This window comes from Paenibacillus sp. FW104-T2 (assembly GCF_058789975.1).
The window spans coordinates 17,713-36,249 of the sequence record NZ_JBYTCE010000008.1 but is presented as its reverse complement, the minus strand read 5'-3'; the positions used below and the strand labels follow the sequence as shown (position 1 = coordinate 36,249).

19 protein-coding genes are annotated in these 18,537 nt (G+C 49.3%); 17 read left to right on the top strand and 2 right to left on the bottom strand.

Features of this window, described 5'->3' with window-relative positions; all coding sequences use genetic code 11:
• Positions 1–15 precede the first annotated feature (15 nt).
• The 9 genes from AC3WQ3_RS12060 to AC3WQ3_RS12020 all read left to right on the top strand — a co-directional run bounded on the left by AC3WQ3_RS12060 (position 16) and on the right by AC3WQ3_RS12020 (position 10,247).
• Positions 16–846, top strand: a complete 831-nt coding sequence (locus AC3WQ3_RS12060; protein WP_095287661.1) for a hypothetical protein — start codon at positions 16–18, stop codon at positions 844–846.
• Positions 847–852: 6 nt separating this feature from the next.
• Positions 853–1,401 carry a WXG100 family type VII secretion target gene (locus tag AC3WQ3_RS12055; RefSeq protein WP_492472395.1) on the top strand — a complete coding sequence of 183 codons (549 nt, stop codon included), beginning with the start codon at positions 853–855 and terminating at the stop codon, positions 1,399–1,401.
• 197 nt (positions 1,402–1,598) lie between these two features.
• Complete coding sequence (locus AC3WQ3_RS12050) at positions 1,599–1,874, top strand: WXG100 family type VII secretion target (protein ID WP_017689071.1); 276 nt, start codon at positions 1,599–1,601, stop codon at positions 1,872–1,874.
• Positions 1,875–2,030: 156 nt separating this feature from the next.
• Complete coding sequence (locus AC3WQ3_RS12045; RefSeq protein ID WP_492472394.1) at positions 2,031–4,124, top strand: protein kinase family protein; 2,094 nt, start codon at positions 2,031–2,033, stop codon at positions 4,122–4,124.
• Between the two features lie 33 nt (positions 4,125–4,157).
• Positions 4,158–4,910, top strand: a complete 753-nt coding sequence (locus AC3WQ3_RS12040; RefSeq protein WP_492472393.1) for a vWA domain-containing protein — start codon at positions 4,158–4,160, stop codon at positions 4,908–4,910.
• A 20-nt stretch (positions 4,911–4,930) separates the two neighbouring features.
• The gene (locus tag AC3WQ3_RS12035; protein ID WP_492472463.1) at positions 4,931–5,761 is read left to right on the top strand and encodes a protein phosphatase 2C domain-containing protein; all 831 of its coding nucleotides are present in this window, start codon (positions 4,931–4,933) and stop codon (positions 5,759–5,761) included.
• Between the two features lie 209 nt (positions 5,762–5,970).
• Positions 5,971–6,777 carry an SDR family oxidoreductase gene (locus AC3WQ3_RS12030; RefSeq protein ID WP_095287656.1) on the top strand — a complete coding sequence of 269 codons (807 nt, stop codon included), beginning with the start codon at positions 5,971–5,973 and terminating at the stop codon, positions 6,775–6,777.
• Between the two features lie 114 nt (positions 6,778–6,891).
• On the top strand, positions 6,892–9,411 hold the full coding sequence (gene hrpB / locus AC3WQ3_RS12025) for an ATP-dependent helicase HrpB (RefSeq protein WP_492472392.1): 2,520 nt from the start codon (positions 6,892–6,894) through the stop codon (positions 9,409–9,411).
• A 233-nt stretch (positions 9,412–9,644) separates the two neighbouring features.
• Entirely contained in the window at positions 9,645–10,247 is a 603-nt protein-coding gene (locus AC3WQ3_RS12020) for a general stress protein (protein ID WP_492472391.1), read from the top strand.
• 190 nt (positions 10,248–10,437) lie between these two features.
• Here the strand turns inward: AC3WQ3_RS12020 and AC3WQ3_RS12015 are convergent, their stop codons facing one another.
• Positions 10,438–10,842: a YidH family protein gene (locus AC3WQ3_RS12015; protein ID WP_127536190.1), complete on the bottom strand. Its 405-nt coding sequence runs from the start codon at positions 10,840–10,842 to the stop codon at positions 10,438–10,440.
• A 63-nt stretch (positions 10,843–10,905) separates the two neighbouring features.
• Between AC3WQ3_RS12015 and AC3WQ3_RS12010 the strand changes: the two genes are divergently transcribed.
• The 5 genes from AC3WQ3_RS12010 (at position 10,906) to AC3WQ3_RS11990 (ending at position 15,951) form a co-directional block, all read left to right on the top strand.
• Positions 10,906–12,054, top strand: coding sequence for an acyltransferase (locus AC3WQ3_RS12010; RefSeq protein WP_492472390.1), 1,149 nt, complete (start codon positions 10,906–10,908; stop codon positions 12,052–12,054).
• A 307-nt stretch (positions 12,055–12,361) separates the two neighbouring features.
• Positions 12,362–12,736 (top strand): replication termination protein, encoded by a 375-nt coding sequence (locus tag AC3WQ3_RS12005; RefSeq protein WP_095287651.1) that lies wholly within the window; start codon positions 12,362–12,364, stop codon positions 12,734–12,736.
• A 2-nt stretch (positions 12,737–12,738) separates the two neighbouring features.
• Positions 12,739–13,743, top strand: coding sequence for a Gfo/Idh/MocA family protein (locus AC3WQ3_RS12000; protein ID WP_492472389.1), 1,005 nt, complete (start codon positions 12,739–12,741; stop codon positions 13,741–13,743).
• A 177-nt stretch (positions 13,744–13,920) separates the two neighbouring features.
• Positions 13,921–15,198, top strand: a complete 1,278-nt coding sequence (locus AC3WQ3_RS11995) for an MFS transporter (protein ID WP_492472388.1) — start codon at positions 13,921–13,923, stop codon at positions 15,196–15,198.
• 108 nt (positions 15,199–15,306) lie between these two features.
• A complete protein-coding gene (locus AC3WQ3_RS11990) occupies positions 15,307–15,951 on the top strand; it encodes a helix-turn-helix domain-containing protein (protein ID WP_492472387.1) in 645 nt (214 codons plus the stop codon).
• Positions 15,952–16,084: 133 nt separating this feature from the next.
• Here AC3WQ3_RS11990 and AC3WQ3_RS11985 read toward each other — a convergent pair whose 3' ends face one another.
• Positions 16,085–16,651, bottom strand: coding sequence for a TraR/DksA C4-type zinc finger protein (locus tag AC3WQ3_RS11985; RefSeq protein ID WP_153978078.1), 567 nt, complete (start codon positions 16,649–16,651; stop codon positions 16,085–16,087).
• Positions 16,652–16,905: 254 nt separating this feature from the next.
• Between AC3WQ3_RS11985 and AC3WQ3_RS11980 the strand changes: the two genes are divergently transcribed.
• Genes AC3WQ3_RS11980 through AC3WQ3_RS11970 form a run of 3 tightly spaced genes read left to right on the top strand, consistent with a single transcriptional unit; the run spans position 16,906 to position 18,290 of the window.
• Positions 16,906–17,283, top strand: coding sequence for a DivIVA domain-containing protein (locus AC3WQ3_RS11980; RefSeq protein ID WP_095287646.1), 378 nt, complete (start codon positions 16,906–16,908; stop codon positions 17,281–17,283).
• Positions 17,284–17,324: 41 nt separating this feature from the next.
• On the top strand, positions 17,325–17,759 hold the full coding sequence (locus tag AC3WQ3_RS11975) for an Rrf2 family transcriptional regulator (RefSeq protein ID WP_336779689.1): 435 nt from the start codon (positions 17,325–17,327) through the stop codon (positions 17,757–17,759).
• Between the two features lie 33 nt (positions 17,760–17,792).
• The gene (locus AC3WQ3_RS11970; protein WP_127536183.1) at positions 17,793–18,290 is read left to right on the top strand and encodes a metallophosphoesterase family protein; all 498 of its coding nucleotides are present in this window, start codon (positions 17,793–17,795) and stop codon (positions 18,288–18,290) included.
• Positions 18,291–18,537: the final 247 nt, after the last annotated feature.

Genomic DNA, 18,537 nt, shown 5'->3' with positions numbered 1-18,537 from the left:
GGGAGGTGGCTCATAATGTTGACGGTTCATGATTCCAAGCAAAAGGTAGTCACTTTGCAAATAAAAGAACTTTTTTTCCTGGCCGGGATTCTCGGTTCAGACCGATTGCTTGGCGTTGAAGACCCCTTCCGCGGTTACATGGCAGAAGACATCGCTGTGGAATGGGAGCACGTCAAAACTTCTCTGCTCGAAAAGGGATATTTGATTCAGGATCAGGACAGCAATGAGCTGATCATGACACCGACCGTTTTCTCCAGAGTAGCCATTGCTGGATTGTCAGACAGGGCTTGCTGGATTCGCTACACATCCAGTGGCACTTCGTATGAAAGTTATATCCATTGCACGGACGAACGGGTCGTTGAAGTTTCCCGTGTTGCTGATGAACCGGACTCTTTCCGGTTATCCGATCTCGGGAACGTTCGTGAAGCGATTGACTTCCTGATTCAAAGGATGAAATGGAGTGGCCATTCACCTGCGGAGAAGCCGGCATTGATGTGCTCCAAGAAAAAATTCTATGATGTTATGAACGAGCTTAACAACAAAGAAGAATCTGCAGTTGCTGATGAACTGGCACAGGAGACGAACGATCCGGAAGGTTCGCTAGCTCTTGCACGTTGTCTGGTTAACAAAGAATCAGATGGTGAACTGCGATTGCTTGTATGGAACGGAGAAGGTTGGAAGTCACAGTCAGCAGCATTCGCTGCTAGCTCTGTATCCAACTGGTTGTTCCGCATGAGTACAGCCGCTTCAGATGATTGGCTTGTAGCGGCGCTGACGACGAGAGAACAGTTTCACGAGATGCTGCTGGACTGGCTTAAACAGCCTGCAGGGGAAGAGGAAAGGTGATGGTAAATGCGCATTCGTGTGGAACCGGATGTGCTTCGGGCACTGAGCAGGCAGATTCAGTATGCGGCGGAGCAAATACAGCAAAAGATGACAGTGTTGGAACAGGCAATCCATTCGCTGGAGTGGGATATTGAGGCCCGGGCTGCGGTGATGAGTGAATGGAGTCACAGCAAGCGACTTGGCGAAGATGCGGTGCGTCGTTTTATGGACTTAAGCGTACAATTGGGACGCAAAGCCTTGTTATTCCAGCAGGCAGACATGGAGTATCGTACAGTGCTGAGTCATGTGAACACAGCCTATGGCAATGCGGTCAATATGCTTAACGTTCTAGAAAACAATCGTGTAGGGGAAATCATGCCTACACACGCCGCAGCTGCTGCTATAGTATCCGATCCCCTTTCCGCGGTGGCGGCAGTATACCGGGTGCAGGATGCTGCGCCGCCCGACGGTTCTCCGGCTACATTGATCCAGGCGATGCAGCCTGAACCTGTAGCGTGGAGATTCACAGATCCCACCTTTCGGGGGAGAAGAGGAACCGAACCTGTGGTATCCTGATTAGGCAGTTTACAGAAGTGCAAATTAAGGACAGCAGAAAGTGAATTATTTATGTAAATAGTCTGTTAGGGGAAGTTTCAATCACCAAAAATGGGGTAAATAGGATTAGGTCCTTCGGCTTTTGTCCGATCGATCCTGGTATAGTACAATTTGAACAAGCAAAAATTTAATTGCACAAACCAAGGAGGAATTTACACATGGCAGGACGCATTTTAGTTACCCCAGAACAACTTGATCAGGTTTCCAACCAATTCAAACAAAGCGGTGAGCAAAGTCAGCAAATCGTTTCTACATTGACTCAATCCATCACAAGCATGGAAGGACAATGGGAAGGTATGACGAAACAACGCTTCTTCCAGGAGTTCCAGGAAGCAAGCAAACAAATGCAATCATTCGTTCAAACGCTGAACAGCATCAGCGCGGAACTGACGGCTATTGCCAACAAATTCCGTACAGCTGACCAAGCTCGCTAAACTGCTTTACATAGATCAGGCCGATGTCATGTCTGACCCGGCACTGAATCGTACGCAGGCAGCAAGCTGAAGATGTATAACTACAGCAAAAACCGGGCGTTTTACGACTCCCGGTTTTTGCTGCACTATGACAGAATGACAGAGAGAGGGATGAGCATGTCTTTTCAACCGAATCCCGGGGATGAAGTGGTGATCAATGACATTGCCTATACCATTGGGCAGCACCCGGCTGCGCCCGGTCTGGCATACGCCCAAGCCGGAAGGCAAGGGATCGTTTACCAGTTGATACCCCGAAATGGTTCAATAAGTGGGGCCAAAGCACTAAAAGTATTTTTCCCTAAATTCCGTATCCCGGCTATGGTCTATCAGTCTGAGCATATGGAGCCTTATAGTGAACTGCCAGGTTTGCAGGTATGCAAGCGTGATGTGCTCACTCCGGAAAGAAACGGAGCGCTCATTGGTGAACATCCCGATTTGTTGTACGCGGTTTTGATGCCGTGGGTGCAGGGTCTGACCTGGTTTGACGTAATCAGTGATCAGAAACAGCTGACTGCAGAAGAAAGTCTGAAGTTGGCTAGAGCACTAGCTGGGACTGGTTCGGCCATGGAGCAACGAGGACTTGCTCATTGTGATTTGTCCGCACCCAATGTGATGATTCCGTTTTTTTCCGAAGTGGAAAACCTGGGAGCCCCATCCGCGGTTGAACTTGTCGATGTAGAGCAGATGTACGGTTCTAAAATGGATCGTCCAGATGCCCTACTTGCCGGTTCACCTGGTTATGCAGCTCACCGGGCAGTACACAGTGGTCTGTGGAGCTCATATGCCGATCGTTTTGCTGGTGCAGTTATTATCGCCGAGATGCTGAGCTGGTCTGATTCGACCATTGTGGAGAAGGCATGGGGAGAAAGTTATTTTGACCAGCATGAAATGCAAACGGTGAGTGAACGATATTTTGCTATGCGGGATTCACTCCAGAATCGATGGGGTTCCAAAATATCCGATCTGTTCATCCGTGCCTGGGAGAGTCACGATCTGAGCAGCTGCCCCACATTTGGTGAATGGTTTGTTGCCCTGGCATCAGCTAATGCCAGTCAGGCGGAAGCGGCCGGAGTGAAGGAACCTGAGGACCAAGCAGCAGATGCGGCAAATGGTGAAGCGGCGAGCCAGACAGTCACAAGTGCACCGGATACTGGCGTAGCAGATTCGAAGTCAGCTAATGGACATCATTCGTCCACGTCGATACCTGAAGTTCCTCCTGGACAGGAAGCTGTGGTAAACAGACTCTTTCTGCAGGCCCGAGCTCTTGAGGATGAGGATAAGCCTGCAGCAGCCCTCGAAGTATACCGTTCGCTGTATCATTTCATTCCGGCTAACAGTGCGATGCAGATGGAAGTTGAGGCTGCCATCAACGGGCTGGATGCTAAACTGAATCCCAAGGAAGAAGCCGCACAGCCTGTCCGCGTTCCTTTTTACAGATCCAAAAAGTTCATGATCTCTTCCGCTGTTCTTGTTGTATTGCTGGCCGGTACCGTGCCGACTGTCAAAATTTTGGCTGATCAGGCCGAAGTCAAGCAGCAGGAGGAACAAGAAGCAGCAAGACTGGCAGAGATCAAGGCTGCCGAAGAAGCGGAAGCCGCAAAAGCTGCTGCGCTGAAGCAGGAGGAAGAAGAGAAGAAGAAGCAGGAAGCCGAAGCGGCGAAGCTTGAAGCCGAGGAAAAGCAAAAATTGGCTGAAGCACAGAAAAAGGAAGAAGAACGGAAAGCTCTGCAGGCGAAATACGATAAACAGGCAAAATACGAGGCTTATCTCGCAAAGCAGGAACAGCAGAAGAAAGAAGCCGCCAAGAAGGCGCTGCAGGAGAAGTATGACAAGCAGGCGAAGTATGAAGCCTACCTGGTCTGGAAGAAAGAGCATGATGCTCAAGTAGCGAAGCAGGAAGCGGAGCGCAAGGCAGCGGCTGAAGCACAGCGCAAACTGGAAGCGCAAAAAGCAGCCGAGGAAGCTGCTCGCAAGGCTGCACTCAAGAAAAAACGTGCTCAGAACGTGGTTACGCTGATTGCTCACTATAACAAGGCGTATAATGCGCAAATAGGTAACAAGACCGAAAACGCATTGTCTTATGCCCGTGATTTTAAAAATTTGTATAACACGGATGCCTCATATTTCAAAGGGGTAGGAAAAGTCGCAGCGCGAATGAGTGCAATTAATAAATTTTTGAGCAATAACAACTATAATCTTCCCAACTTGTAAATTATGTGAACGACGGAGGTGGCTCAGGCCCAGATGAACTATACAATACAAGCATCCCAGCGTACACCCGCACTTATTATTTATCTCATTGATATCAGTGCCTCCATGAATATGGTTCTGGAAAACCGCAGACGGATTGATGTCGTCTATGATGCCTTGGCCCTGGCCATACGCCAGATGGTGTTTCGCTCAACCAAAGGGAATCGATTGACACCTCGCTATAGGATTGCCATCCTTGCATACAGCGACGACGTCTATGACTTGTTGAATGGAATCAAGGGAATCGACGAAATTGCAGCGGTTGGTTCGCTGCCAGACCTGACACCTAAACGTTTCTCGGATTCGGCCAAAGCCTTTCTGCAGGCAGAGAAGATTCTGCAGGCTGAAATACCGAACATGCAGGATTGCCCTGCGCCGCTCGTCTGTCATATGACGGATGGAGTGGCTACCGGCGAAGACCCGGAACCGATTGCCAAACGAATTATGGGCATGAGTGTGCCTGATGGCAATGTACTCGTCGAAAATATTTTTATATCCGATCACCTATTGGAAGGTCCTATCCCTGAACCGAGAAGATGGAAAGGGATATCGCCGGAAACCGTACTTAAGGATGAGCATGGAGAGAAGCTGCGCAATATGTCTTCGGTTCTGCCTGAAAGTTACCGTGAAATGCTTGTCGAGGCGGACTATTTGCTCGCACCCGGTGCATTGATGATGCTGCCAGGCACATGTTCAGAACTGGTGTCCATCGGGTTTCAGATGTCTGCTGCTACGCCTGTGAGATAGGAGGGGATTATTTGAGAACGATGCGATTGGCAGCATTGCCTGCTGGTGAGAGAGGAAGCCAAGGAAAGCAGCGTCGTGGAATCTTTCGTTATGTTAGCGCACAGACCGGAGAACAGCCACTTACTCGTTATCAGGGTGCTTTTAAGTGTCGCTATGGCTATGGAAGAGCTGCAGAGACGGTTCATCAGGGGGATTCGGGTCAAGACTTTGCTGCCGTTCGCATGGACGGAAATGTATGTACGTTCGTCATGTGTGATGGTGTAGGCATGAGTTACCTTGGTGATTTTGCCGCGCGTTTTCTGGGCAATGCGCTCCTCGAGTGGTTGGAAACAACCTCTAATCCTACGGCAGAAGCGATGGAGCATCTGCTTCAAGAACTGACGGTTCCCGCATCCGAGCAGCTAAAGAAAATTCAGCCATTGGACAATTCGCCCCTGCTTTTACGCGAAGTGTTAATGGAGAAGCGAAGCAGAGGAAGCCAGGCGATGTATGTGTGTGGTCGAATTGAGCTGTCCCGCGGTATGGGGAAAAGTCGTATCTGGATGGCTTGGCAAGGGGATTCACGCATACGTCTATGGCGCAATGGTCAGGAACAATCCGGAGCTTTTCAGAACCACTGCCGGACGAATGAACGCTGGTCAACCCTGGAAGGGCCAGTTGGAGGCAAGCCTCATATTTATGAGGCGAAGCTATCCAATGAACCAAGTCGTCTGCAGCTGTACACAGATGGTTTGAATGATCTGGATGCCATACAGGCATATATCCCGGATGAACACATTCAGGTACTGCTGGATGCTGCACATACTGGCGGGCTTGAAGATGATGCCGCTTTCATTGAGCTGGAATGGTAGATGTACAACTTTCGAAAAGTCATCCGTCTTGAGTTTACTTAATTAGCGGTAAAAATCAGCTGAGAAAAAACTTGTCGTTATTGATTTAAAAGGCGCTCTTTTTGGGTAATCTTGTGAAGAATCTACTTAGTTAGCATGCTGCATCATGCTGATACACAAGTCTTGGATGTACATTCTTACATAATTGCTGAGAAGGAGTGGAATGGAGCATGACACAACATAACGACAAGTCTCGGTTTGCAAACAAAATAGCTATCATTACTGGAGCCGGTTCCGGCATTGGTAAGGCAACGGCATTAAAATTGGCGAATGAAGGTGCTCACGTTGCGTTATTTGATCTGGTGAATGATCGGATCTCTCAGACGGAAGCCGAAATTAATGCCGTACATCCAGGTGCTGCACGTGCGTTCGATGTGGATATCTCCGATCCGGCCCGGGTGGAAAAAGCGGTGCTGGAAACGGTGGAGCTGTTCGGCGGTTTGGACATTGTGTTTGCCAATGCAGGCATTAATGGTGTCTCGGCTCCAATTGAGGAAATTCAGGTGGAGGATTGGCAGCGGATCATTACGACCAATCTGGATGGCACCTTCTTTACAATCAAGTACGCTCTTCCACATCTGAAGAAGCGCGGCGGGGGAAGCATTGTTATTACGAGTTCCATTAATGGTAACCAACGGTTCACCAGCTTTGGGATGTCGGCATACAGTACATCGAAAGCAGGACAGGTTGCCTTTTCGAAGATGGCTGCACTGGAATTGGCCAGGTTCAAAATCCGGGTTAATGTCATATGTCCGGGAGCCATCGCAACCAATATTGATCAAAGCACCGTAAAAACGGATGAATTGCACCAAATCGTTATTCCAATGGAATTCCCGGAAGGGGAGCAGCCGCTTGCAGATGGCCCTGGACAGCCGGAGCATGTGGCCAATCTTGTCGCGTTTCTGGCATCGTCTGAATCCAAACACATTACGGGTGCAGAGATTGTCATTGATGGCGCCGAATCGTTGCTGCGTTAATACATCTGATCCAAAGTAGTCGTTCCTCTGGGACGGCTTTTTTTGTTATAATGCTAACATTCACTTTGGATTGATTATATATTGCATGGTGCCTTATGAATTAGGAGCGATAATATGAATATAGAATTACCGATACAACAGGTTTTGCCTGAGCTGAAACAGCTATTTCGAGAGCAGGATACGGGTGTGCTTATTGCAGAGCCGGGGGCAGGTAAAACAACCGTAGTACCTCTATCCCTATTAGAGGAACCATGGCTAAATGGGCGTAAAATCATAATGCTGGAGCCCCGCAGACTTGCGGCGCGCTCAGCCGCGGCGCGGATGGCCACTGCTCTGAATGAAAACGTGGGACAGACGGTGGGGTACCGTGTCCGCATGGACACTCGGGTCAGTCAGGCAACGCGGATCGAAGTTGTCACAGAAGGGGTACTTACACGCATGCTTCAGCAGGATCAGGGGCTTGAAGATACAGCCATAATTATCTTTGATGAGTTTCACGAGCGTCATCTGCACGGGGATCTTGGTTTGGCTCTGGCTCTGGAGTCACGGGCGATGCTGCGTCCGGATCTGAAGGTTCTGGTTATGTCGGCAACGCTGGACCCTGACCCAATCTGTACAATGCTTGGCGAGGGGACCCGTGCGATTGATTGTCCGGGACGCACGTTTCCAGTGGAAACCCGTTATGTATCAAAACCCGCTTCTGCTGTGCTGGAGGAGTTCACGGCTCAAGCGGTTGTAAAAGCTCTGGCACAGCAGGAAGGGGACGTACTGGTCTTTCTTCCAGGAGCCAGAGAGATTCACCGAACAGAACGGGAACTGTCGAAGCTTAATCTTTCTTCTCATGTCGAGGTGCATTCCCTGTATGGCAGCATGCCGATTGAACGTCAGGATGAGGCTGTGCGCCCAGCTGCGGAAGGAAATCGTAAGGTCGTACTGTCCACCTCCATAGCGGAATCAAGCCTTACGCTTCCGGGTGTCAGAGTGGTTGTCGATGCCGGACTGAGTCGTGCATCCGTATTTTCCCCGCGCACAGGCATGAGTCGGCTTGTTACCCAGCCGGTGTCCAAGGCTTCAGCCGATCAGCGGCGGGGTCGTGCAGGGCGAATTGCACCAGGGGTGTGCTATAGATTGTGGAGCGAAGAGGTTCATGACGGTCTGCCGGAGACAGCCAGACCGGAGATTGCCTCCGCGGACCTCGCACCGCTGGCGCTGGAGCTTGCCGCCTGGGGTGTCCAGTCCCCTGCAGAACTGCAGTGGCTGGACATCCCGCCTGCCGCGGCCTACGGCCAGGCACAGGCGCTGCTGCGGCAGCTGGGCGGACTGGATGACGCAGGCCGCATCACGCCCTTCGGGCGGCGGATGAACATGCTTGGCGTGCATCCGCGACTGGCCAGCATGCTGCTCCGCGCGGCGGAGCTTGGGCTGGCCAGCTACGCCAGCATGCTGGCGGCACTGCTGCAGGAGCCTGCCGGCCTCCGCAGCAGTGGCAGTGCAGGCGCGGGCACTGACCTGCGCCCGCGCGTGGAAGCGCTGCTGATGGCGAACAGCAGCGGTACGCCGCAAGCGGCAGCGGCGGTCGCAGACATCGCTGCCGTACGACGCATCCTCCAGGAGAGCCGACAGCTGCGCACGGCTCTCGGCCCGGCGCCGGAGGATCCGGAACGGCCGGACGAGGACAGCTGCGGACTGCTGCTGTCCTTCGCCTATCCCGACCGGATCGGGCAGCGCCGGGAGGACGGCCGCTACCTGCTGAGCAGCGGCCGCGGGGTACGGCTCAGCCAGGCGGAGTCGCTGAGCCGTTCAGCCTATCTGGTCGCTGCCGAGGCGGACGACCAGGGCGCGGATGCACGCATTCTGCTGGCTGCACCGGTGGGTGAGCAGCTCTTGCTGGACTACAGTGCTGATCTCATAGAGGAGGATGTGCAGATTGCATGGGATCGCAGCACACGAAGTGTGCGGGCTCATCGAAGGCTGCGAATTGGAGCAATCCTGATGAAGGAGAGCAGTATCGCACAGCCTCCGGAAGATCTGGTGCTGGAGGCGCTGCTAAGCGGAATCCGCATAGAAGGTCAGGATTGTCTGCCTTGGACCAAATCATCCAGGCAGCTGGCGGACAGATTGCGTTTTCTGCATCGTCATCTGCCGGGGTGGCCGGATCTCGCAGCGGATCATGTATCAGCGGAACTCGAAGATCAACTCAGCCCTTTTTTGGCAGGAATGCGTTCAGCTTCGGATCTGAAGAAACTGTCCATGCAGGACGTTTTACTTAGCGGATTGAGCTGGGAACAACGGCAGCAGTTGGACCGGGAGGCGCCAACTCATATTCAGGTTCCCAGCGGATCACGCATTCCGGTTGATTATAGCCGACCTGAAGATCCTACACTCGCGGTACGACTTCAGGAAATGTTCGGGCAGCAGGATACACCGCGTATTGCTGGAGGTCGGGTGCCGTTAACCTTGCATCTGCTGTCCCCTGCGCACCGGCCTGTTCAGGTGACCCGGGATTTGACAAACTTTTGGCGGGAGACTTATTTCGAGGTGAAAAAAGACCTGAAAGGCCGATATCCAAAGCATTACTGGCCAGACAATCCATTGGAGGCCATAGCGACCAATCGGGCGAAGCCGCGCAGCTAGAGCATTAAGACTTTTTTTCGCTCACCAATGCATATACAAAAGCTTGGATATTGATCTGGCTTTTCAGAGAAACCCTTTGATGAGTATGACTTCATAAGCTTATGTTTTATCAGCGAATAAAGCTGTATTTATTCGTATTTGCGCACGATATAATGGCTGGAAGCGTTTGAAAGAGAATGGTACGGGTAATAACATAGCGAAGCGAACTCTTAAATAATTAGGAGGAATTCACTATGCAGAAGAAAATCGTAGGTGTTTTTGATACAGAACGTGAGGCATCTCAAGCCATAGAGGGCTTGAAAGCGCAAGGATTCAATTCAGACGAGATTTCGGTAGTGACGCAGGATCGGGACGAGTTGAAGGCCATCCGGGAAGAGACGGGAACCAAAGCGCCGGAAGGTGTGGCAGCAGGTGCAGCCACAGGTGGCGTATTAGGTGGCGTAGCCGGGCTGTTGGCTGGTATCGGGGCTCTGGCCATTCCAGGTATAGGTCCGATTTTGGCGGCGGGTCCGATCGCAGCAGCGTTTACGGGAGCGGCAGTAGGTGCCGGTGCAGGAGGTTTGGTCGGTGGACTTGTCGGATTGGGTATTCCCGAAGAGGACGCCAGACAGTATGAGGAATATGTACAAAACGGCAAAATCCTTCTCCTGGTTGACTCCACCGATCGCGATTCGGATGTCTATGATGTATTTAGCAATACCAGCTATCTGAATCGTGATCGATACGCAGCCCATGATACAGATGTGCCAGCAGAGCGTACGGATCTTGACATGGAAGAGCGGAGACTGGAAGCTCAGAATAAAGCAGCACGATTTGGAAACAACACGTTCCTGTAAGCTTGAAAGGTTCAGGCTAGTACACTTGATTTTTCTACAAGGTTAAACAGGAAGTACACATATAATTCATGATTTTGTCAATGTGAGCCGTCAGGCGCTCAAAAGCCGGTTTCCTTCGGGGAAGCCGGCTTTTGTCCCTGTAATTCCACCTGGAATAATGATGCAGTGTTGACTGTGTGTAAAGGTAAGTCTAAGGAGCAGGGAATAACAATACATAGAGCAGAACAGCAAGTGCCAGGCCAATGACCAACAGTGTAAGCGTCAGGAAGCGAATCAATCGGGTTGAGGCTTGAAATGTTTGCTGATTAATTTGCCTGCGTTTGCGGTGATACGAAGCAGCAGAACACAGAATGATGGCTATGCCGCTGACGAGTGAGATCACTCCGGTTATAATGGCGGCAATGTGTGCAATCTGGTCATAAGAGGAAGAATTGAATCCCAATCCGGCAGCCAGGAATCCGATACCGGCCATGGCTATTCCGGTACGAACCCAGGCCAAAAACGTTCGCTCATTGGCCATATGCTGTTGTACATATTTGGAGTCAATTGTGGGGGTATCTAGTTCGGAATCAGCGATAGGAATCCCTCCGTTCATCTTTTATACGATTATCATTGTACTTACTTTTTACGGTAAAACCAAGAAAGGCGGCTGAACGTTATGCCACGTAAAGAAAGAATTGCTGAAATTGAAAGTTTAAGGGGGATTGCCTTTGCAGCTGTTGTACTCCAGCATTCCATTGCCCATTTTTCTCTGGTTCCGGAAGCTGGCCTGGAAGATGGGGTTCTGCTTGCAATCCTGCTGATGGCTTCCAAATTTGCCGTCCCATTATTTATTTTCATCACAGGCATGGTTTTGTTTTATAACACAGGAGAACAGCTGAAATACGGACGTTTCATGCAGAAACGATTAACGGATGTCATCGCACCATATGTCGTGTGGTCTCTGGTGTATTTCACCTTGACACCACAGGGGTGGGCCGGCATTGGCTGGCAGGATCTCCCTGAGATTGGTTTGAAGCTGCTTACCGGCAAGACCACATCTCATTTTTGGTACATTATCATGCTAATTCAATTTTATTTGCTGTTTCCCTTGTTTCTAAAGGCCGTACGATATGTATATAACCGCTATGATTCACATGGACGCCTGATTGCTGTCCTGATTACAGGAGCTGCATACCTCTTGTTAGCCGATCAATTGGGGAATATTGCACGAGTCATGGAGCGACTCCATATTCCAGTACTGACCGATCTATTTACAACCTATGCCGACCGCAATTTCCTGTATTTCTTCTTTTATTTTGTACTAGGTGCTGCTGCCGGATTATCTGTTGAAAGCTGGAACAAGTGGATTCATCGGCTGCGCTGGGTATATTGGACGGTGTTTATAACCATGGGTCTTCGGTTTACATATCTATTAATGCTGGAATTTCAAAAGCCGGAAGGCATTCAGATCACATTTTATACCGTTAGCTTGATCAGGCCGGATATGGCTCTCTTTCTAATCGCGTCGATCATGGTCATGTATCAGCTCGCAGGCAAACTGCATAATCAACTGGCCGTGGGCTGGCTTGGATGGATCGGCAGCGTTTCTTATGGCGGTTATCTCATGCATATGCTCATGCTGCGCTACAGTTATATTCCAGATGAATATGTTTACGTTGCATGGGGCCTAAATCCGACTGTACGAATGATTCTGACATGGGTACTTGCTTTAGCTCTATCCTGTGTGCTCACTTGGTGCATTTCGCGTGTAAGCTGGGGAAAATGGATCGTGGGCACAGTACCGAAGGACAATTTCAGAAAGTGAAAGAGGCAATGAATGAAAAATTCACAATAGAAGTCATCTTCTTGAGGGTAGTGATCTATAGTTGTGGATGCAAGACAGCAGTTGCTTTTGTCGAACTGAAACTTAATTGGATTTTCGTCTTAAAAAATCATTATATGAAAAATTCATAATAATAACCCTAATAGCGTTCTACCACACGATTCTGCGTATCTATCCTGTGCTTTTTTCTCACCTGCTGCTTATCCGGGAAAAACGGAGAATGATGGCAGAAACCGAACACAAGTTTTATAATATGAAGTAGAGCGGTAGAGGATAGGGGGGAACAAGCATGGCTTTTATGATCGCCCAGCGGGCATTTATCAAGCTGTATCTCATTACCATGGTTGAACAGCACAGAGGATATGGTTACGAAATGCTGGAGGCCATGAAGCAGGAATTTAAAGATTACGGTTATGTTCCGCCTCAGAGTGAGGTATATCGGGCATTGCATGAACTGGTACAGCAGGGTGTATTTTATCGGACGAAGAAGTTGAAGGGCAGCGATCCCAAAGTGGATTTTCAGGAAATCGTTTTATATCACTTTACGGATGATGGAGCGGAAAAAGCCGAATTGTACAAAAAGCAGGTCAAGGCAGACCTAGACCGTTGTCTAGGCATGCTGCACAAGGCAGAAGAGGACAATTACGGGACGAAAGGAAGATGAGCATGAATAAGCAGCTACAGTGGGGAGTACTCGGTACTTCCACCATTGCCAAGAATGCGGTAATTCCGGCAATCCAGCAATCCGAACGGGGAGAAGTGCTTGCTATTGCGAGTCGAAGCAAGGAGAAGGCTGAAGCGCTCGCCGAAGAATTGGACATTGCTAGATGCTATGGAAGTTACGAAGAGCTCATTGCGGATCCGGATATTGAAGCCGTATATATCCCGTTGCCTAACCATATGCACAAGGAATGGACGATCAAAGCAGCTCAGGCCGGAAAGCATGTATTATGCGAGAAGCCAGCTGCACTGAATGCGGACGAGTCTGCCGAAATGATTCAGGTATGCAAGGAGCACGACGTTCTATTTGCAGAGGCGATCATGTATCGATATCATCCCAAGCATCGGCGTGTTCAGGAGATTATCGCGAGTGGAGAGATTGGTGCTGTTCGTGCCATCCATGGCAACTTCACATGTAATACCGCGGATGATAAGGATAATGTAAGGTTCAAACGGAAAATGGGTGGAGGCTCGCTCTTTGACCTTGGTGTATATCCCATTTCCGCAGCACGGATGTACCTGGGCCAGGAACCCGAAGCAGTTACGGTACATGCTCTTTTTTCCGATGAACATGATGGAGTGGATATGATGGCTTCGGGGCTCGTGGAATTTCCGGGATCCGTGGCGTTAACGTTTGATTGCGGCATGTGGGCTTCCGGGAGGGCGGAGATGGAGATCCTCGGAACAGACGGACGAATTGAATTGCCAAAAGTCTTCGGCTGGGAAAATAGTGATATCCCACCGCAAATTATCGTTCACACGGATTCGGTCAGTCGGGAAGAGCGGGTATCCGTATCCAATTCTTATGTTCTGCAGGCGGAAACTTTTGCAGCAGCTGTGCTAGATGGAACACCACTGCCGTTTACTCCGGATAATACGATAGCGAATATGCGGGTGATTGATGCCTGTTTGCAATCGGCAAGGACACGGCAGCGCGTTTCGTTGATTTAAAAAAACGATTAGAAAAATGAGTAAACCAGACTCCATCCTTCAGGATGGAGTTTTTTAGTGTAAACTCAATCGACTAAACGTTAAAAAAATTTTCACGAAGGGGTTGATTTCCAGAAATTCTCCGTTAAAATAATATTAACATTAAAATTATTTTAACGTTGAAGGGCGGAATGGATAATGAGCGAAGGCACAGCGGTAAATAAGCAAGGGATTGGTGAGCTAATACGAGTTAAACCTTATATGCAGTTTATGCTGGGGAAGATGGTAGCGAGGTTTGGTGATTCCATTGACTCCATTGCATATAGCTGGATGGTGTACATGTTGACAGGTTCCAAACTATTGATGGGTACGCTGCTCGCAGTCAACTTTCTGCCGAATATTCTGCTCGGCCTTTTTGCAGGAGCGGTCGTGGATCGCATGTCTCCCAAGAAGGTCATCGTTCTGACGAATTCGGGCCGGGGACTGCTTGTAGGTATAACTGCTCTGTTATTTGGTTTGGGAGAACTGCACGTATGGCATTTGTTCGTCGTCACGATTCTGAATTCGTTGCTTGAATGCTTCTCATCACCTGCCGAAATGTCCAGTGTACCGCGATTGCTGCCGCAATCGATGCTGCTTTCCGGCAATGCTATGTCGTCGTCGGCTACTCGACTGGCTGAACTTGCCGGGCTTGCCGTAGCAGGTGCGCTCATTGCAACTGTCGGAATGACGTGGACGATTTTGATGGATGCTGGCCTATTTGCATTAAGTGCTGTGCTAATGAGCCGGGTTGTCTATCCATCCGATCCCGGTACGGAAGAAGTATCCGCGGAGAAGTCATCTTCCACAGATACTCCCAGAAGTTTGCTTTCTGAAATGGTCGAAGCCTTTCATTTCATGCGCAAACACGCCCTGCTGCTGATTACCTCCATTTTATTTGCCTTCGTTAACTTCTGCCTGATGCCCTTCAATGTTCTCCGAACTCCATATGTTATCGATATTCTGCAAGCTGGAGCATGGGGTTTAAGTTTGCTTAGCGGGTTAATGGTGGGAGGCATGGTGCTGAGTGGATTGTGGATGACTCACAGAGGCAGCAGCTATCGGAAGAGTGTATTGATTATTAGTGGAATCATCATGCTGGGTCTTAGTTATGCCATGACCGCGCTTCCTGCGTATATGTCAACTTATCAACTACCGCTTGCAGCTATGTTTTGCCTAATGATGGGGCTCGGCATACCATTAGCTACAACACCTCTTGCCTCATATCTAATGGAGGTTACGCCAGCCGGTATGCTCGGCAGGGTGTCTGCACTACAAAGTATGCTCTGTGTAAGTGCTGTACCGCTTGGAAGTCTGGTTGCGGGTGCTGCAGCAGAAGTGCTGTCCACGCCTGTCTTATTTATTGCTTTTGGCATTTTGCTTGCCATGTCAGCCATAGGGCTCCTGCTCAGCAAAACATTCCGGCGTTGTTTATAGCCTAATTCCTGTATCTTTCTGTAAGACCTGTTTTGACCGGGGACCGGACTGAACGGTATAATATGCATATATAAGGACAACAGGTACCCCGGAAATGAGGATACAGGTATGCAGCAGAAAGTACTGTCAACGATCGAGGAGATCAAGATCTACTCCGACCCGTATCGGATCCAGATCCTGAATATGTTTAATAAACAGGGAAGGCCTTCTACCGTGAAAGAAATAGCTGATAAGCTGGGAGAAGTGCCCGCGAAAGTACATTATCACGTGAAAAAGCTGGAGAAGATCGGTTTGCTTACCATCGTATCCACACGAGAGATTAATGGAATCATTGCCAAATACTACGAACCCTTTCAGGGAGAAATTCATCTTCGTCATGAAGATGAGGACCACTCGCCGCTGAAGCAGGTTTTTCGTTCAGAGACGCTTAAACTGTTAAATGAAATGTACGAACAGAGCCGCCAGATGTTTATGAAACAGGCGGAGCATGGTGAGAACATGTTTGGACAAATCTCGGACATGACGTTATATGCGAGCCGTGAGGAAGTAGAGAAGCTGTACAGGGATATCACGAAAATGTGTGAGCCTTATACGAAGCGGAATGAACAGAAGGAAGATCAGGAGGTTTTTCAGCTGTTTACCACGTTGTCCCAACATGTGGATGAACCGACTGGAGCACAGAAAAGTAAAGTCCCACCTCATCAGCCGGGAGATCAGAGTTCCGATTCGAATGACAATGCAAAGGAAAGTTGATCTAGGGAGACCGATGCGACAACAAAGAAAAGGCCGCCTGAAGGCGGCTTTTTGATGTGTGATGAGGACCAATGATGACTGCTCAACCGTACCTTATATTCATGGAGAGAGAGGCCGGCAATCATTGTCAGAACTACATGTTCTCATCGTAGTCTCGAACTTCACGTTTGGCTGCGGTAGCTGGCGAATTGGATGTACCGTAATCCTCAACAGCTTCCCAGGCTTCGGCATGATCAAACTTGCCGGCATTCCGCTGTCTGACCTCACCGGCACCACTTGGGGGCATGGTCATCACCTGCTCTTCCACAGGGCGGTCATTGCTGAGCTCACGGTTCGGTGTATCGTCAATACAGTAGGCCGTGTATGGAATGGCCTGAAGCCTCTCAAACGGAATATCCTGTCCACAAGTGACACATGTTCCGTAAGTTCCTTTTTCCATACGCTCCAGGGCATCGATCACCTGGTTAAATTCATCTGTTAATGTATCGTCTACGGCCAGATCACGACTGCGTTCAAACGTCTCCGTCCCCGCATCAGCCGGGTGGTTATCGTATGATGACAGCTCGCCTGTAGAATCTTTGAGCGACGCAGTTGGAGCACCATCTTCCATGTTGGATTCAAAATGACGCTGCAGATTATCCCGCTGCTCCAGAAGGGCGCTCTTAAGTTCCTGAAGTTGATCTTTGGTTAATGTACTCATAACGACATGCTCCTTTCCCGCTTTAGGGGTGTGTAGTCTGTCCTTACCCGATTTTGGCGGTTTACAATCATTTTTGCGTCTTTGAAGAGGCGTTTGATTTTATATCTGGCCGATAATGTGTTATAAAAAATAGAGAGAGAAACTGCCGCGATTTCCCCGTGAAGTCGTATTGCACCGTGCTCCTTGAAGAGACGGTCCCGGCTGCTTTTGAACATACGTCGATAGACGTTTTTCTTATAATGGAGGTTGTCAAGATGGATGAACATATGAAACGAAGATTGGATAAACAGAGACAATTGTTTAAACAACTGGGCGTACAGCTCGATGCCTTATCAATTCATGAAAAACAATTCAATTATAAGCTCCGTGGCTATGATCCGGATGAAGTCGATGCATATCTTGACCTGGTCATCAAGGATTACGAACGCTTTTATGCCAATATTGCTGATCTGATGGATAAATGGCAGGAGCAGCAGCTCACCATTCGGGATCTTAAGTCGACGGCCAGACCCGTGGATGATCCGACGAAAATCGATCGCAAACAGCTGGATGATATTGTGAAGCAGCTGGAATACAGCGTGCGGCAGTTGAAAATCAAGGCACGTCCGGAACAGAGTCTGTTCCCTGAATAGATTGAAGCACCAGGATTATATTACGTTAAAGGTGGTTAATCATGAGTACACATTTTTCGGTCAGTGTGCATTGTTTGTTGTTGTTGTCCTTCAGCGCGCCTGAACGAATCACTTCCGCAATGATTGCAGGAAGCGTCAACACCAACCCTGTTGTCGTACGACGTATTTTGGGCGGACTGAAAAAGGCAGGTCTGGTCGATTCCTCTCCCGGAACGAGAGGTTTTTATCTCGCCAAGCCGGCTAGTGAAATTACCTTGGCCATGATCTATCAGGCTGCCAAGGACGAAGGTCCGCTATTTCCGATTCATGGCAATTGCAACCCCAATTGTGATGTTGGTCTTCGCATAGACAGTCTGCTGACGAATCTGTATCAGGTGGCAGAGGCAAAAGTCGAACAGTTCTTCGCATCCATTACGCTTGAAGATATGGAACGTTCCTGCTCACAGATGGAGACTGTGCCTCCTTCTGCTGATTAGGGTATCGTCTGAACCAGGGAGGTGTGCTTGGATATGAAAATAATCGTGATCTCGGATACGCATTTGCCCAAAAGAGCTAAGCAGCTGCCGGAGCCATTGCTCCAAGCTCTGCCGGAGGCTGACCTCATATTACATGCAGGCGACTGGTCGGATTGGAGTGTATACAAGCTGTTAAGCGAGTATGCTCCGGTTGCAGGCGTAGCAGGCAATACGGATCCGCCGGAAATTGGCAAGAAGCTGGGCTTTTCCCGCATCGTGGAGGCGGACGGTTTGCGTCTAGGTCTGGTTCATGGCCACCAGGGATCGAAAACGACTGAGCAGAATGCCATTCATACATTTGCCGGTCAGCAGGTAGATGCCATCATATTTGGCCACTCTCACATTCCCTTGATGCATACCGTCAACGATGTGCTAATATTCAATCCGGGTTCACCGACGGATCGGCGCCGCCAGCCGCAGTATTCGTTTGGAATCATGACGACTCGTCTTGGAAAATTGCATGCTGAGCATGTGTTTTTTGATCGAAAATAGATAACGACTAAATTAATGAAATAACTTATGACATCCCCATTCAGAATGAACATCTGAACAGGGATGTTTTTTTGCGTAGGAATATACCCTGGAGAAGTATGGTGACATCCACCGCAGCCAAGTTACAGTTATCCCTGAATGGGGAATGTTGCCTCACGTTTATCTCTAATTCATCTGTTGGAGCAGAACACTATTTGTGCATATGCAGGAATGATACAATTCGTTTATCCAATAAATTTGAATACGT

Coding starts and splice junctions, on each gene's coding strand:
- AC3WQ3_RS12020 (WP_492472391.1), top strand. CDS start 9,645: ATGCAGAAGAAAATCGTAGGTGTTTTTGATACAGAACGTGAGGCATCT.
- AC3WQ3_RS12040 (WP_492472393.1), top strand. CDS start 4,158: ATGAACTATACAATACAAGCATCCCAGCGTACACCCGCACTTATTATT.
- AC3WQ3_RS12010 (WP_492472390.1), top strand. CDS start 10,906: ATGCCACGTAAAGAAAGAATTGCTGAAATTGAAAGTTTAAGGGGGATT.
- AC3WQ3_RS11970 (WP_127536183.1), top strand. CDS start 17,793: ATGAAAATAATCGTGATCTCGGATACGCATTTGCCCAAAAGAGCTAAG.
- AC3WQ3_RS11990 (WP_492472387.1), top strand. CDS start 15,307: ATGCAGCAGAAAGTACTGTCAACGATCGAGGAGATCAAGATCTACTCC.
- AC3WQ3_RS11980 (WP_095287646.1), top strand. CDS start 16,906: ATGGATGAACATATGAAACGAAGATTGGATAAACAGAGACAATTGTTT.
- AC3WQ3_RS12050 (WP_017689071.1), top strand. CDS start 1,599: ATGGCAGGACGCATTTTAGTTACCCCAGAACAACTTGATCAGGTTTCC.
- AC3WQ3_RS11985 (WP_153978078.1), bottom strand. CDS start 16,651: ATGAGTACATTAACCAAAGATCAACTTCAGGAACTTAAGAGCGCCCTT.
- AC3WQ3_RS12060 (WP_095287661.1), top strand. CDS start 16: ATGTTGACGGTTCATGATTCCAAGCAAAAGGTAGTCACTTTGCAAATA.
- AC3WQ3_RS12030 (WP_095287656.1), top strand. CDS start 5,971: ATGACACAACATAACGACAAGTCTCGGTTTGCAAACAAAATAGCTATC.
- AC3WQ3_RS12000 (WP_492472389.1), top strand. CDS start 12,739: ATGAATAAGCAGCTACAGTGGGGAGTACTCGGTACTTCCACCATTGCC.
- AC3WQ3_RS12005 (WP_095287651.1), top strand. CDS start 12,362: ATGGCTTTTATGATCGCCCAGCGGGCATTTATCAAGCTGTATCTCATT.
- hrpB (WP_492472392.1), top strand. CDS start 6,892: ATGAATATAGAATTACCGATACAACAGGTTTTGCCTGAGCTGAAACAG.
- AC3WQ3_RS12035 (WP_492472463.1), top strand. CDS start 4,931: ATGCGATTGGCAGCATTGCCTGCTGGTGAGAGAGGAAGCCAAGGAAAG.
- AC3WQ3_RS12015 (WP_127536190.1), bottom strand. CDS start 10,842: ATGAACGGAGGGATTCCTATCGCTGATTCCGAACTAGATACCCCCACA.
- AC3WQ3_RS12055 (WP_492472395.1), top strand. CDS start 853: ATGCGCATTCGTGTGGAACCGGATGTGCTTCGGGCACTGAGCAGGCAG.
- AC3WQ3_RS11995 (WP_492472388.1), top strand. CDS start 13,921: ATGAGCGAAGGCACAGCGGTAAATAAGCAAGGGATTGGTGAGCTAATA.
- AC3WQ3_RS12045 (WP_492472394.1), top strand. CDS start 2,031: ATGTCTTTTCAACCGAATCCCGGGGATGAAGTGGTGATCAATGACATT.
- AC3WQ3_RS11975 (WP_336779689.1), top strand. CDS start 17,325: ATGAGTACACATTTTTCGGTCAGTGTGCATTGTTTGTTGTTGTTGTCC.